Genomic DNA, 14641 nt, shown 5'->3' with positions numbered 1-14641 from the left:
AACGGAACGGCTGCGCGCCTGCAAAATTGGGCGCCGCGTTCAAAATATGACAGCGCCTTTTGCGCGGCGCTGGGGCGGACTGGGGACGGAACACGACATGTCGGGAGACGCCAAGAGCGGCGCGGTCATTGCGGCGGAAAACCGGGCAAAAGCTCATGAGGCCGCCTATCCCGTGGCCTTTTCCGGTATCATGGGACTCTTCAAGCCCGCCTCCGATACCATGCCTGCACGCGATCTCGCGGTCCTCTTCCTCAGCCCCTGGGGCATAGACGAACTCTGCACCCGCAAGTTCTTCCGCATCACCGCCGAAACGCTCGCCGATGTCGGCATCGCCAGCCTGCGCCTCGACTATCCCGGCACCGCCAATGCGCTCGATGCGCCCGACGCCGTCATCGACATCGCGAGCTGGACCGATGCCGCGCTTGCGGGGGCGGATGCCCTGCGCACCCTTTCCGGCGCCGCCAATGTGGTCCTGCTCGGCTTCGGCCTCGGCGCCGCGATTGGGCTGAAAGCAAGTGACCACATCGAGAACCTGGCCGGCCTCGCCCTCCTCGCGCCCGTCGTTTCCGGACGGCGTTATCTGCGCGAACTCTCCGTCTGGTCGGCCGTCGTCGATGAAGGCGTGGGCGTTGCGCCGCATATGCGCGACACCGCGCCCGGCACGATCGCGGGCCTGTCGATGCCGCAGGGCATCGTCACGACGCTCTCGACCCTGACCCCCGACGCCTTCGCCGACAGCCGCGCCGAACACGTCTTCTTCGCCGCAAGGCCGGACAACACATCGGACCGCCAGTTGCGCGACCGCCTGGCGGACGGCGCGACGACGATGCGCGATTTCGTCTTTCGCGGCTATGACAAGCTTGTCTCCAACCCGCTTGGCCAGGAAATCCCGGCCGATTTCCTCGAAGCCCTGCCCGATTGGCTGAAGAGCCTTACCCCATATCAGACGGCGATAAATCCGCCAGTGCCCCCATCCGGCCCAGCCGTCCTCACCGCCGGTGAAGTGCGCGAAACCGCGCTGCGCTTCGGCCCCGGCGAACGGCTCCTCGGCACGCTGACCGAACCCGCGACAAGCGGCAGCGATGCCACGGTCGTGCTGCTTACGACCGGTTACGACCATCAGGGCGGCTGGGCGCGCTCCGGCGTCGATCTCGCCCGGCAGCTTGCGGCAAAGGGCGTCGCGTCGTTTCGCTTCGACAGCGCCGGCGTCGGCGACAGCCCACCGGTGCCCGGCCGCCGCGAAGAGGTTCTCTACGACGAGACACAGATCGACGACATGGCCGCGGTGCGCGCGTTGCTCGACGGTATCGGCAGGCGCGGCCCGGCGCTGCTCTTCGGGCGGTGCAGCGGGGCCTATGTCGCCTTCCGCGCCGCCGCCGCGGATGCGCGCTGGGCGGGCTGCATCGTCGTCAACCCCTATGCCTTCCGCTGGCTGAAGCCACCAAGCGCGGAAGTCGTCAACAGCGCGCCCCGCGCGCTTGCCGACTATTCCCAGAAGGCGCTCAAGCTCGACACGATCCGCCGGCTCTTTTCCGGCGACATCGACATGAGCGCCGCCGCGCGCAATATCGGCCAGCGCGTCACCCAGCGCCTGTCCAAGCGGCTTGCGCCGCTGCTCGGGCCACTGCTTGCAACCGAGCGCCTCGAACGCGCCGTGCATGCCGATTTCCGCGCGCTTTCGCAGCGGCCGGGCCGGACATGCCTCGTCTACAGCGTCGACGATCCAGGGCTCGACAATCTCTATGTGCATTTCGGCAATCAGGTGGAGGGGCTGGCCGCCTATCCGAATGTTTCGCTGCATATCCTGCCCGATACCGACCACAACGTGACCCCACGCGTCAGCCGCCAACAGCTTTTCGACATTGTCGAACAGGCCGCAACCTCGCTTTCGCGCGAGCGCTGAGCAAGGCTACTCGCGACATGCGATCTGTTTACCTTGTTTGGCATCAGAGGCCGCCCGCACCCGGCGCAAGAGCCCCCGTTTAGGCTTTCTGAAGGAGTCCGGCCTAGAGACTGGGTCCAAAGAACGGGATTGCAACGCTGGATATGCTCAAGCTTCGCGCCATAGGCCAGGATGGACTGGACGCCGCCTCGGAACTTCTCACGAAGGGGTTTCCATCGCGCTCGCTCGCCTTCTGGCAGCACGGTTTGAAGCGGCTTTTCGACCATGGCAGCGAAACCGGCGCCGGCTCGATCGGCAACCTCCTCATGGCGGACGAAACGCCCATCGGCATCCTCCTGACCATCGCCCGGCGCGACGGCGAGACGGGGCAGAAGATCGTCAATCTTTCGAGCTGGTATGTCGAGGAAAGCCACCGTTGGTATGCGCCGCGCATGCTGCTGGCCGCTATGGCCGACAGCGGGGCCATCTACACTGATCTCACCCCTTCGAAGGCCGCGGTCGAGCTGAACAACCGTCTCGGCTTCCGCACCTTCGACTATGATCTCCTGCTGTTTCCCCTCCCCTGGCTGGCGATTGCCGGCCGCAGGCAGGGCAGACTTGTCGCCCTCGACGCCGTACCGCCGGGCGCCATGTCGGAAACCCTGCTGCGGGACCTGCGCAACCACCATGCGCTGGGCTGCATCGTCACCGTGATCGAGGCAAGCGGGCGCTACCATCCCGTCGTCTTCGACGTCATCCGTAAGAAGCGCATTCCCATCGCCCGGGTGGTCTATGCCGAAAGCGCCGATCTTGTTGCCGATAACCTCGCGATCCTGGCACGCCTGCTCATCCGGCACGGCGTACCGCTGCTCTGCCTGCAGATGCCGGCCGGCCGGCGCGTTCCCTTCGCTTACCGCTGGCAGAGCGGGCTCCGCTACCAGGTGAAGGGCGAATGGGACGACCGGAGCATCAATGAACTCTACTCCGAACGCGTGCTCCTGAAAGTCTAGCCGCGACCGGTCTTCACGAAGAGGAAAAGCCATGCTGCACAATGCGACTGCCGCCTCCACCCCGGATATCGAGGCCGAAATCTACGGCTATCTCGACAAGCGGTTCCCGGCGCTCGCCCCGGTGGCGCCGGATACGGCGCTGCTCGACGGCGCGATCGACTCGCTCGGCTTTCTCGAACTGATCATGTTCCTGGGCGAACGCTTCAACCTCTCTATGGAAGACGACAATTTCGACTTCCAGGAACTGGCGACGCCCGCCAGTCTCGTCAACTTCGTTTCGCGGACCCGGATGTGAGCAAAAGCCCTGTCCTTCTCCACCACCTGCTCGCGCCGCATGCGCAAAGCGACAGGCCTGCGCTGATCGACGGTGAGCGAGAACTCGACTACCGCGGCATGAATGAACGCGTCGAGCGCTTCGCTGCTGCGCTTGCCCAGGCGGGTCTGGAGCGCGGCGACCGCGCCGCCATCTTCCTGCCGCGCGGCATCGAGGAATGCGTCGCCATTTTCGCCGTCAGCCGGGCGATGGGCGTCTTCGTGCCGATCAATGCGTTGCTGCGCGGCCAGCAGATCAGCCATATCGTCGCCGATTGCGCCGCGAAGGTCGTAATCACCAACCGCACGCTGGCGCCGATGGTCGCCGAATGCCTGCAAGGCGTCGCGGAAGCCCGCATCCTCCTCGTCGAAGACATGGCGGAGGCGGATTCCGCCGCCAGTCCGCGAGACATCAATATCGGCGAGGACCTCGCCGCGATCCTCTACACCTCCGGCTCCACCGGCCGCCCGAAGGGCGTGATGCTCTCGCACCGCAACCTTCTCGCCGGAGCCCGCATCGTGCGCACCTATCTCGGTATCACGCCGGACGAGCGCATCCTGTCCGTCCTGCCGCTCAGCTTCGACTACGGCCTGAACCAGCTCCTGACATCGGTCGAGCAGGGCGCGCTGACGGTCATCCTGACCTTCCGTTTCGGCGACGACATCGTGAAGGCGCTGCGCGACCACCGCATCACTGCACTTGCCGGCGTGCCGACGATCTGGGCGATCCTGACCAAGGCCTCGCCGCTGCTGCCGAAGACCGACCTGCCGCATCTGCGCTACATCACCAATTCCGGCGGCGCCGTGCCCTCGCAGACGGTCGCGAACCTGCGGCGGATGTTGCCGCACACCAATGTCTTCCTGATGTACGGCCTGACGGAGGCCTTCCGCTCCACTTACCTCCCCCCGGAGGAACTCGACCGGCGCCCGACTTCCATCGGCAAGGCCATTCCGGAATGCGAGATCTTCATCGTGAAGGAGGACGGAACGCGGGCAAAACCCGGCGAGCCCGGCATCCTCGTACATCGCGGCCCGACGGTCTCGCTCGGCTACTGGAACCGCCCGGAAGACACCGCGCGCGTGCTCAAGCAGAACCCCTTCCGCACCAAGGACCAGGGCGGCGACATCGTCTGCTATTCCGGCGATCTTGCAGTCGAGGACGAGGACGGCTTCTTCTCCTTCATCGGCCGCAACGACGCGATGATCAAGTCCTCCGGCTACCGCATCAGCCCCTCGGAAGTTGAAGAGGTCATCATGGCCACCGGCCGGTTCCGCCAGGTCGCCGTCATCGGCCTGCCGGATGATTTCGCCGGACAGAAGGTCCATGCGGTCGCGGTCGCGCTCGAACCGGACACCGCGGTCGCGCCGGTCCTGCAGGCGGTCGCCAGCACGCTCGCCGCCTACATGGTGCCGCGCGACCTCGAACTGGTGGAAAACCTGCCGATCACGCCGAACGGCAAGGTCGATTACCGACAGCTCGTCAGGGAGCGGACAGACAATGGCTGACAACGTCCAGAAACCCGCAAACCACGGCTACGAACTCGCCAAAGGCCTCTTCGAGGTCAAGGGTGACGACCTCGTCCTCGGTGGCCTGCCGGTGCGCACAATCGTCGCAGAAGTCGGCTCGCCGGCCTATCTCTACGACGGCGAGCTGATGCGCCGCGCCTATCGCCGGCTTGCCGAGGCGCTCAGGGGCTTCGCCTCCATCTATTATTCGGCAAAAGCCAATCCGGCCGAGGCGGTCATCCGGCTCTTCCTTGAAGAGGGCGCCGGCATCGAGATCGCTTCGCTTGGAGAATACCGCGCAGCGATCGCCGCCGGTGCAGCTCCGGAACATATCCTCTTCGCGGGACCGGGTAAGCGCCGGGCGGAGCTGGATGCGGTGATCGAAGGCGGCATCGGCGAAATCCACATCGAGGGCGTCGACGAGATCGAGCGGCTGCGCTCGATCGGCAAGCCGGTGCAAGCCTCCATCCGCATCAATCCTGTCCCCACCGTCCAGGCCGGCGCCATGCGCATGGGCGGCAAAGCGACGGCCTTCGGGTTCGACGAGGAGGATCTCGACGCGGCGATCGCCGCCGTCGCATCCGCCGACAATATCGAACTCGTCGGCATCCACGTCTATGGCGGCACGCAGATCCTCGATGCGGAAGCGCTCCTCGGCCAGTGGCGCCACGCGATTGCGCTTGCGGCCCGCGTGGCACGCACGACCCGCAAGCCGCTGAAGACGATCGACCTCGGCGGCGGCCTCGGCATTCCCTATTATGCCGGCGACAAGCCGCTCGACCTCGACGCCGTGGCCGCGGCCGTGCCGGAGCTGACGGCACTTCTCAAGTCGGAGCCGCTGATCGCCGGGGCGCGTGCCATCGTCGAGCCGGGCCGGTTCCTCGTCGGCGAGGCCGGCCTCTATGTCAGCGAGATCAACGCGGTCAAGCAATCGCGCGGCGTGCGCTTCCTCGTCATGGAGGGCGGCATGAACCACCATCTCGCAGCCTCCGGCAACCTCGGCCAGGTCATCAAGCGCAACTATCCGGTCGTCGCACCCGCCCGCATGACGGCGCCCTCCGACGCGCCGGCCACGCTCGTCGGCCCGCTCTGCACCCCGCTCGATACGCTCGCCCGCGATGCGGGACTGCCCGGCCTAAAGGCCGGCGATCTCGTGGCCGTCCTGCAATCGGGCGCTTACGGGCTCACGGCAAGCCCGATCAATTTCCTCTCCCATCCACATCCGGCCGAAGCCCTTGTGGAAAATGGACGCATCGAAGCAATCAACCGGTGATATCCGCCCGTCCGGTGGACGTTGTGCCGAACCGCCAGGAGACGTGACATGATAATGAGGAATTATCGACGTTTTAAGAGGATGCTCACCGAGGACTTCCTTGTCTACCTGCGGGCTCCAGACAAGAAATCCCTGCCGCAGCAAGTCAGCGAGATCTATCAGCTCTACAAGCTGTACGGCTACCTGCCCTACCAATACCTGAAACACGGCCTCTACCAGCGGCGCTACGGCAAGGAAATCTATCGCTATTTTCCGACCGAACTGCTGCATATCGCACGCGACACGGCCAATGCCGCTGCCGATGTCACCATTGTCGAAGACAAGCTGCTCTTCGAGGAAAAGATCCGCGCGGCGAACCTCCGGACCACCAACACCCTCTTCCGGCTGCGCGACCGCGCCATCGCGGACATGGCGGGCAAGCCTTTCGCCTATGCGGACTTCGTCGCCGCGGTCGATGCGATGAACCTGCCCGACGGCATCATCGTCAAGCCGCTCACGGGCGGCTCCGGCAGCGCCGTCTTCAAGCTTCGCGCTGTCGACGGCCGCCTGCTGCACAAGGACGAGACGCTCGACGAGGCGCAGTTCAACCACCTCATTTTCACGACCAACAACGGCTTCTACTGGACGGACTTCATCGTTCAGGAAACGATCAGCCAGCATCCGGAGGTCGCCCGGTTCAACCCGACATCGGTCAACACGATCCGCATCGACACCTTCGTCGACGCGGCAGGCACCGTGCATTTCAACACGGCCGCCCTCAAGGTCGGCATGCCCGGCAGCATCATCGACAATTCCGGCATCGGCGGCTACATGATCGCCATCGACATTGAAACCGGCCGGCTGTTGACGGGCGCCAAGCGCGAGCCGAAATTCGGCGGCCAGTATTACGACGTCCGCACGGCCTTCGGCATCGATCCGGCGACATTCGTCATGCCATTCTGGCCGGAGGTGCGCGAGACGGCACGGCTTGCGGCCCAGACGGTCGCACCGTTCCGTTCGCTCGGATGGGACATCGCCATCACGCCCGCAGGCCCCCTCATCGTCGAAGCCAATGCGGACTATGGCATAGAAGTCCTGCAGGAACTCTCGGGCGGATATGTCGACAAGGCGCTCGGCCGGTCCTATCTCGACCGGCATCCGGCGCGGAAGGAACGCATTCTCGAAGCCTTGCAGTAATTCGCGGCTTACGTACGGAAAATCGATAGCGCGGGATTCAGATATTCTTTAAATGCTTACGGGAGAATTTGGGGACGTCTTGAACAGCATGCCGGGGGGCGTAACATGGTATTGAAGCTGATATTGGCCACGATGGTGGGTGCGGCGGTGCGGGCACGCTATGCCGAACCGGCGCCCGCGAAGGCGATTATTGCCAATGCGCCCGACGATCTCGAAATGGAACCCTGCCCGATCGAGCCCTCCTGGATCATTGCGGGCAAGCCGGAAGCACGCCGCTCCCTCCATTCGCGTTCGGCGGATGACCAGGCGACGACGGCGATCTGGGATTGTACGGCCGGAACCTTCCACTGGTATTTCGGCTGGGACGAAACGGTCGTCATTCTGGAAGGCGAAGTCCGGGTCACCGGCGAGGACGGCGCGGAGCGTCTGCTGAAAGTCGGCGATATCGCCTATTTCCCGGCGGGTTCGTCAGCGGTCTGGCATATCGACGATTATGTCCGCAAGATTGCCTTCGGCCGCCGCGAATTCCCCGGCGCCGTCAACATGGCGCTGAAGTTGCGCGACAAGTTCAGACGATAGGGCTTCTTCGAACGCCCCCGCTCAGAGGTTTGCATGGTCAATATTACGGTCGCCGGCATCGGTTATGTCGGCCTTTCCAACGCCGTGCTTCTCGCGCAGCATAATGACGTCATTGCCTATGATATCAGCGAGCAGCGCGTCGCCCGGGTGAATGCGCGCCACTCGCCGATCGTCGATACGGAAATCGAGCACTATCTCAGCACCAAGCCCTTGCGGCTGAAGGCGACGATGGACAAGGCGGAAGCCTTTACTGGCGCCGAATTCGTCGTGGTGGCGACGCCGACCAACTACGATCCGGAAAGCAACTATTTCGACACGCGCAGCATCGAGGCCGTGATCGACGACGTGCGGCGCGTCAACCGCGATGCCACGATCATCATCAAGTCCACCGTGCCGGTCGGCTATACCCAGTCGTTGCGCGACGCGCGCGACGACGACCGGATCGTCTTCTCTCCTGAATTCCTGCGCGAAGGCAAAGCGCTCTACGACAACCTGCATCCCTCGCGCATTATCATCGGGGCGGATACGCCGGAGGCCCATCGCTTCGCCGACCTGCTCCGGCAAGGCGCTGTGAAGACGGATATTCCGGTGCTGGCGACCGGCTCAGGCGAAGCGGAGGCGATCAAGCTCTTCGCCAACACCTATCTCGCCATGCGCGTCGCCTATTTCAACGAGCTCGATTCCTACGCCATCACCCATGGCATCGACACACGCCAGATCATCGAGGGCGTCGGGCTCGATCCGCGCATCGGCAAACACTACAACAACCCGTCCTTCGGCTATGGCGGTTATTGCCTGCCGAAGGATACCAAGCAGCTTCTCGCCAATTTCAGCGAAGTCCCGCAAAACCTGATCCGCGCGATTGTCGATGCCAATACGACGCGCAAGGATTTCCTGGCCGGCGACATTGCCGCGCGCAATCCGGATGTCGTGGGGGTCTATCGCCTCGCCATGAAGAAGGATTCGGACAATTTCCGCGAATCCTCCATCCAGGGCATCATGAAGCGCATCAAGGCGAAGGGCATTCCGGTCATCATCTACGAGCCGGACTTTGACGGAGAGACGTTCTTCCGCTCGGAAATCGTGCGCGATCTGGCGGAGTTCAAGCGCCGCGCCGACCTCATCATCGCCAATCGCGTCTCGGACGATCTCGACGACGTGCGCGGCAAGATCTACACGCGCGACATTTTCGGGGCTGACTGACCGGCAGCGTTTCCGCCGGCCAAAGTGTGCCGAAAGGCTTTTATCGCTTGGTTGCGATGAAGATCGTCTCGCCGGGCAACAGGCCATACTGGCCGACATAGGGTTCCTCGGCGACGAATTCTTCGAGGTCGAAGCCGGCCGCCATCACGCGATCCCGGAAATCGCGGCCGTAATAGCGCACATGGTCCGACTGCCCGAAGTGGAGGAGCCGTTCCGCCGGATCGGTGATCGATGGATTTTCATAGGTCGTCGGCCAGCCCTCGACGATCGGGACCGTCAGCAGGACCACGCCGCCCGCCACCAGGATCCGGTGCAGCTCGGCGAGCGCCTTGGTATCATCGACATGCTCCATGACATGGTTGCAGATTACCAGCTCGATGCTGTCGGCCGGCAGGTCGATGGCTTCGATGTTCATTTCCCGGTCGCCGCGGTTCGGATCGATGTCGGCGCCGATATAGGAGGCGGCCACCGTCTCGATACCCTTGCGAAGCGTCGGCTCGGGCGCGAAATGCAGGATCGCCTTGCCCTTCGTCAGATCGGGGCGGTCGTTCAGGAGAAGCGTGAACTGCCGGTGGCGCTCAAGCGAGCCACAGGTCGGGCACATCGCATTGAGACGCGGCGGGTAGCCCGCGAGGCGAAATTTTTGGCTGTTTCCGCAGCAGGCGCAGGTAAAAACGCGGGAAGCACTCTGCATGAGCAACTCCTTTACGGCCTTTGCATCCTGCAACCAGGGAAACGCAGCCCTTATCTTACGGCTGAAATAGGACACAACGATACACCTTTTAAAGTAAGTTAGAACATGCCCTTGGTCATCTACACTATTCTCCGAATAATGAAAACTCTCCAAAGATTACATTTCGGTAATCCAGAAATAGAACTGATCTGTACCTTTTCTGGATTCACTTTGTTTCAAATCCCGACAAGAAAATCGGCAGAATTTCCGCCTGCTAATCGTTCATTAATCTTTATCGGAATCGGGCGGTCGATGCCATAGCTGGCACAATCCGTTACAATCTATGGTTAAAATCGCTTAACATATACATGACAAAAGCCAACGAAGAGAGGTAGCCGGGAGCCACCTCTCTTCTTTCGCCTGCAACCCGAGGAGATGGGCTTCGGCAGAGACTACCGGTCGATCGCGGCCCAGAGATCCTGCACCATCCCGCGCAGCAGCAAGGCCTCCGCCCATCTGTCCGTCGTGTCGTTACCGTCCCGACCGGTGATGGCATAGGGCTTGGGGCCGAGTTCGCAGGTGAAGACCAGTTCGGCATCGTCGGCGGCACGCGATCGCCACGCGCGAAAACCGTAGTCCCACCATTGCAGGAAGAGATCGACCCAGGGGCGATGGTGCGGGAAGCTAATCTCGATCTGCACCTGTTCGCGCGAGGCGACACGGCCGTGGAAGGCTTCTGCATTGCGTAGAATGCGCCGGATCAGCGCGTGATTTTCCTCATCGACCGGAAAGGCGAATTCCCGGCCGACGAGGAAATGCGAGAGGTCGGCGAGGAGCGGCAGGTCTGGACGGCGCTCCAGCAGGTCGAGCGTGAAGAAGAGATCCGTCGTCATGCGGTCGCGGTGCGTCTCGATGAAGACGGGAATGCCGGCATCCTCGGCAAGCCGCATCCAGCCATCAAGCAGCGGCAGGCAATCCTCGATACGGCGCAGCCGCACATCGGGTTGCAGGTTGATATGACTGACCGGGAACTCGGTCGCCAGCTCCAGCGGCAAGCGCAGGTCGTCGACGGTGCGCGGAAAACAGACGCCTTCGATCTTCAGCCTGGTGCCGCGCAGGGTTTCGTCGAGGTGTGCGACATCCCGGCGATTGGTATAATGCACGCTGACGCCATCGAACCCCGCCGCCGCAATCATCGCGATGTTTTCCGCGAGGCTGCGCTCATGGCCGTCGGTGTGCCGGCGTTCCATTGCCCAGAGAGATTGGAAGACAAGCAGCTTTTGCATCACGCGGCCCGTGTGCTCTTGAGGAGCGCCTTGAGGTTGACGCCCGGGTCCATCAGCGCGGCCGGATCGGGGGTGATGCCGGCGGCGATCAGCATTTCCGCCAGCTTGATATCCTTGGCAATGCCGTTGCCGACACCGAGGCCTGCCGCGGCGACCAGACGTCCGCCGGCGAGAGAAAATTCCAGTTCGCTGTCGCCAAGCGTCCGCAAGACGCTTTGATGCCCCGGCAGCGGCATGCCTGCCACCTGCAAGCCGAGATCGTACTGGTCGGACCAGAACCAGGGGATCGCGGCGAAGGCCTCGTTCGCACCCGCCATGTTGCGTGCGGCCGTCTCGGCCTGGCTGCGCGCGTTGCGCCAGCTCTCGAAGCGGACGTGGCCGCCACCGGGCTGGGACACGGCGGCGCAGTCGCCGGCCGCGAAGATGTGCGGGTCACTCGTACGCAGGAAGGCATCGGTGAAGATGCCGTTGCCGGTTGCAAGTCCGGCGGCTTCGGCCAGTGCCATATCGGGCACGACACCGACGGCCGCAACGACGATATCGGCGGGCACACTCTCGCCATCGGCCAGCAGGACGGCATCGGGGGTTATCTCGGCCACGCCTTGCCCGAGATGGAACAGCACGCCCTCCTCCACATGCCGGGCATGCAGCGCCGCGGCAAAGCGCGCGGGAACCGCTCGCCCGAGCGGCTTTGGCGCCGCTTCGATGATGCTGACGGCGACACCCTGGCCGCGCAGCACCGCGGCAAGCTCCATTCCGATCAGGCCGCCGCCGATGATCGCGACGCGCCTGCCGGCCTCCACCTTGGAAAAGATCGCCGCCGCATCCGCGTAGGTGCGGAAGTCGAGCGCGCGTTCGGCGCCGGGGCATGCCAAGCGTCTTGGCCGCGCGCCGGTTGCAAGGAGCAGTTTTCCATAGGCCAGCGTACACCCGTCGCTGAGCGCCACGGACCGGTTGCCAGCCTCGATGCGCAAGGCCGAGACGCCCTGATGATAGTCGATGCCGGCCGCCTCCAGCGCCGGCAGCCCGCAGATCGGCTTCATCTGCACCGCGCCGTCCAGCGGCTTGGAGAGCGGTGGGCGCTCGTAGGGCAGGTGCGGTTCCGCGCCGACCAGCGTGATGGCGCCGGAAAAGCCCGCGTCGCGGGCGGCAAAGGCCGCGCGGGTGCCGGCCTCGCCCGCACCGATGATGACGATACCCTGCATGTCGTCTCCCTGGAAAATGAGACCGGCGCGAACCAGAAGCGCGCCGGCCGGAGCATCAGTTCTTGCTGGCGTAGTCGGCCATGTTTTTAGGTGTCACGAGTTCGAAGGGCACCATGACCTGCTTTTCGACCGGTTCGCCGCGCGCAAGGGCCACGGCTGCATCCATCGCGCTTGCCGATTGGCCTTTGGCATTCTGGAACACGGTCGCGTCGAGGTCGCCGGCGGCCATGGCGGCAAGGCCATCCTGCGTCGCATCGATGCCGATGACGATGACATCGTCCATCGACAGGCCGGCGGCTTTCAGCGCCTGGATGGCGCCGATCGCCATTTCGTCATTGTTGGCGAAGATCACGTCGATCGGCTGGCCGGCGGTGATCCAGTTCGTGGTCATGTCCATGGCGTTGGTGCGCGTCCAGGCAGCGGACTGCTCGTCGGCGATCGTGACGCCTTTGCAATCGCCCGCCGCGAGCGCGTCCTTGAAGGAGGAGGTGCGGTCACGGGACGCCTGATGGGCGAGATCCCCCATCAGGATATAGACCTGCGCCGCGCCCGCCTTGCCCTTCTCCTGCAGCAGCGAACAGGCCGCCTCGCCGCCCAGGCGCCCGGCGTCGGTTTCCTTCGATCCGACATAAGCCTGCTTTTCCGGCAGCTTATCGACGTTTTCGGGTTCCAGATTGAGGTAGACGAGCGGAATGCCGGCCTTGGCCGCCGCTTCGCTGACACCGGGAGCGGCCGACGTGTCCGTCAGCGTCATGACGATCGCATCCACGCCTGCCGCGATGAAATTGTTCACCTGGTTGAGCTGCTTGGAAATGTCGGTCTGCGCGTCCTCGACCTGGACATTGACGCCCGAGACCTCGGAGGCCCTTGCGCTCAGCCCTTCGCGCAGCAGCGTCTGGAAATTGTTGTCGAAGCTCTGCATCGAGATGCCGATCGTCTCGGCCGAGGCAGCACTTGCCGTCAAAGCGGCCAGCACGGCCGCCAGGTACAGGGTTTTCATCATATCCTCCCAATGGGGTGCCGGTTCACCCGATCACATTCCGGAGGCCCGATGGGGCCTGGTTGATGTGCGCGGCCCTAAGCGAGCGCCACGCGGATCTCGCCGTCGATCACCTCGACAGGATAGATCTTAAGGTTCTCGCAGGCGGGGAGCCTGAGCGCCTCGCCGGTGCGGTAATCGAAGGCGCCGGAATGCTTGGGACATTCCACCTCGAAATCCATGACTAGCCCGTCCGCCAGATGGATCGCCTCGTGGGTGCAGAGGCCGGCGGTGCAGTAGACGCGGTCGTCCGGTCCGCGGTAGAGCGCGTAGGTGCGGCCGCCATGGTCGAAGCGAATGGCGCCTTCCTGTTCGATGTCGTCGAGCTTGCAGGCTGGAACCCAGGTCATTCGGCTGCCCCCTGAACTTCCGCGCGGGCCTTGCGGGCGGCGAGCTTTTCCTTGCGCCGACGGTAGCGTTCCTGCATGCGCGCCTCGCCGTCCGCCGAGCCGTCGTGCCAGGTGCCGAACCACTTATCGAGCGGGATCAGCGCATCGCCATAGTTCACCTCGAAATATTTGTGGTGCAGGTAATGCGCATAGGCGTGGCTATCGACCAGCTTGTCCTCGCCGACCTCCACCTTGTCGAAGCCGACATGGCCGGGGATCGCGCCGAAGCCGGCATAGTGCAGCTGGTAGAGCATGAGGATCGGGTTGGACGGCAGGACCAGGTGGTAGAAGGCCGTGCCGAGATAGAGAAAATGCTCGACGGGATGCATCGACAGCGACGACCAGGGCGACGGGTTGACCGAATTGTGGTGGACCGAATGCACCCATTTGTAGAGGAACGGCGTGTGGATGAGCCGGTGGATGCAGAAGAAATGGAACTCGTGGATGATGGGCACCACGAGGGCGACGAGGGCGAGCGTCCACGGGTTTTCGGTGAAGCTCAGCCAGGGCGCATAACCATTGGCATAGGCCCAGAGCATGGCAACCTCAATGGCGGTCCAGATGGTGACGCCGGAAAGAAAGGTGCGCAGGATATTGTCGAGGTTCTGGCTTTCGAACCAGAAGGCCTTGTTCTTCTGGTCGGCGGGGAATTTGCCGTTGTACTTGAAGCGGTTTTCCTGCCGTTTCAGCACATAGAGGTGAACCTCGAAGGCGCCGTAGAAAAGCGCCACGCAGACGGCGTTGATGGCATAGAGCCAGGCGATCCAGCCGGCGCCTAGCGTCGCCATCGTCTCCACCGGCGGGATGACCCAGGCCCAGTAGGCGACGGCGGAAGCGGCGAAGATCGCATTCCACGGGAAGAAATAGTGCGGCAGCCATTTCAGGACCGCCAGCAGCCGCGGCGGAAAGGCGAAGAGCGGCGCGGTTTCGACCGGCTCATTCGGCGCCCAGTCCCCCCGCTTGTTGCGCGTGCCATATTTTAAGTCGTCCATAACGCTCTCCTTCGGCAGACCTTTCCGATGGGAGACGCGCGGCATTTTTCTGAAACACCGCCTCTCCTCCCGACCGCAAAAGTAGCAGGAGGCCGTTCAAACGCCGAAGACTTCGT

The 14641-nt window shown here is 63.6% G+C and carries 14 protein-coding genes; 8 read left to right on the top strand and 6 right to left on the bottom strand.

The features are described from left to right. Window positions 1-97: 97 nt before the first annotated feature. The 8 genes from AC1RWL_RS05030 to AC1RWL_RS04995 all read left to right on the top strand — a co-directional run bounded on the left by AC1RWL_RS05030 (window position 98) and on the right by AC1RWL_RS04995 (window position 8941). Entirely contained in the window at window positions 98-1903 is a 1806-nt protein-coding gene (locus tag AC1RWL_RS05030) for a serine aminopeptidase domain-containing protein (protein ID WP_493092966.1), read from the top strand. Between the two features lie 143 nt (window positions 1904-2046). After that, window positions 2047-2892, top strand: a complete 846-nt coding sequence (locus AC1RWL_RS05025) for a hypothetical protein (protein ID WP_493092967.1) — start codon at window positions 2047-2049, stop codon at window positions 2890-2892. Window positions 2893-2923: 31 nt separating this feature from the next. After that, window positions 2924-3187 (top strand): acyl carrier protein, encoded by a 264-nt coding sequence (locus tag AC1RWL_RS05020; protein WP_256114611.1) that lies wholly within the window; start codon window positions 2924-2926, stop codon window positions 3185-3187. Then, on the top strand, window positions 3184-4710 hold the full coding sequence (locus tag AC1RWL_RS05015) for an AMP-binding protein (protein ID WP_493092968.1): 1527 nt from the start codon (window positions 3184-3186) through the stop codon (window positions 4708-4710). The genes AC1RWL_RS05020 and AC1RWL_RS05015 overlap by 4 nt, the downstream gene beginning before the upstream one ends. Continuing rightward, window positions 4703-5983 (top strand): type III PLP-dependent enzyme, encoded by a 1281-nt coding sequence (locus AC1RWL_RS05010; RefSeq protein WP_493092969.1) that lies wholly within the window; start codon window positions 4703-4705, stop codon window positions 5981-5983. The genes AC1RWL_RS05015 and AC1RWL_RS05010 overlap by 8 nt, the downstream gene beginning before the upstream one ends. A gap of 48 nt (window positions 5984-6031) precedes the next feature. Next, window positions 6032-7159 (top strand): sugar-transfer associated ATP-grasp domain-containing protein, encoded by a 1128-nt coding sequence (locus AC1RWL_RS05005; RefSeq protein WP_493092970.1) that lies wholly within the window; start codon window positions 6032-6034, stop codon window positions 7157-7159. A 105-nt stretch (window positions 7160-7264) separates the two neighbouring features. Then, window positions 7265-7738, top strand: a complete 474-nt coding sequence (locus AC1RWL_RS05000) for a cupin domain-containing protein (protein WP_439615229.1) — start codon at window positions 7265-7267, stop codon at window positions 7736-7738. 33 nt (window positions 7739-7771) lie between these two features. Further along, window positions 7772-8941 carry a nucleotide sugar dehydrogenase gene (locus AC1RWL_RS04995; RefSeq protein WP_493092971.1) on the top strand — a complete coding sequence of 390 codons (1170 nt, stop codon included), beginning with the start codon at window positions 7772-7774 and terminating at the stop codon, window positions 8939-8941. Between the two features lie 40 nt (window positions 8942-8981). Here the strand turns inward: AC1RWL_RS04995 and AC1RWL_RS04990 are convergent, their stop codons facing one another. The 6 genes from AC1RWL_RS04990 to AC1RWL_RS04965 all read right to left on the bottom strand — a co-directional run bounded on the left by AC1RWL_RS04990 (window position 8982) and on the right by AC1RWL_RS04965 (window position 14525). Further along, window positions 8982-9635, bottom strand: a complete 654-nt coding sequence (locus AC1RWL_RS04990) for a methyltransferase domain-containing protein (RefSeq protein ID WP_493092972.1) — start codon at window positions 9633-9635, stop codon at window positions 8982-8984. Between the two features lie 431 nt (window positions 9636-10066). Next, window positions 10067-10903: a sugar phosphate isomerase/epimerase family protein gene (locus tag AC1RWL_RS04985; RefSeq protein ID WP_493092973.1), complete on the bottom strand. Its 837-nt coding sequence runs from the start codon at window positions 10901-10903 to the stop codon at window positions 10067-10069. Next, the gene (locus AC1RWL_RS04980) at window positions 10900-12105 is read right to left on the bottom strand and encodes an NAD(P)/FAD-dependent oxidoreductase (RefSeq protein WP_493092974.1); all 1206 of its coding nucleotides are present in this window, start codon (window positions 12103-12105) and stop codon (window positions 10900-10902) included. The genes AC1RWL_RS04985 and AC1RWL_RS04980 overlap by 4 nt, the downstream gene beginning before the upstream one ends. 55 nt (window positions 12106-12160) lie before the next feature. Continuing rightward, a complete protein-coding gene (locus AC1RWL_RS04975) occupies window positions 12161-13105 on the bottom strand; it encodes a substrate-binding domain-containing protein (protein ID WP_493092975.1) in 945 nt (314 codons plus the stop codon). Between the two features lie 77 nt (window positions 13106-13182). Further along, window positions 13183-13494 carry a MocE family 2Fe-2S type ferredoxin gene (locus AC1RWL_RS04970; RefSeq protein ID WP_493092976.1) on the bottom strand — a complete coding sequence of 104 codons (312 nt, stop codon included), beginning with the start codon at window positions 13492-13494 and terminating at the stop codon, window positions 13183-13185. Continuing rightward, complete coding sequence (locus tag AC1RWL_RS04965) at window positions 13491-14525, bottom strand: sterol desaturase family protein (RefSeq protein ID WP_493092977.1); 1035 nt, start codon at window positions 14523-14525, stop codon at window positions 13491-13493. Before AC1RWL_RS04965 ends, AC1RWL_RS04970 begins: the two co-directional genes overlap by 4 nt. Between the last annotated feature and the right edge of the window lie 116 nt (window positions 14526-14641).

The organism is Shinella sp. GW821-FHT10F02 (assembly GCF_058809275.1).
This window is presented reverse-complemented; position numbering and strand designations above follow the sequence as displayed.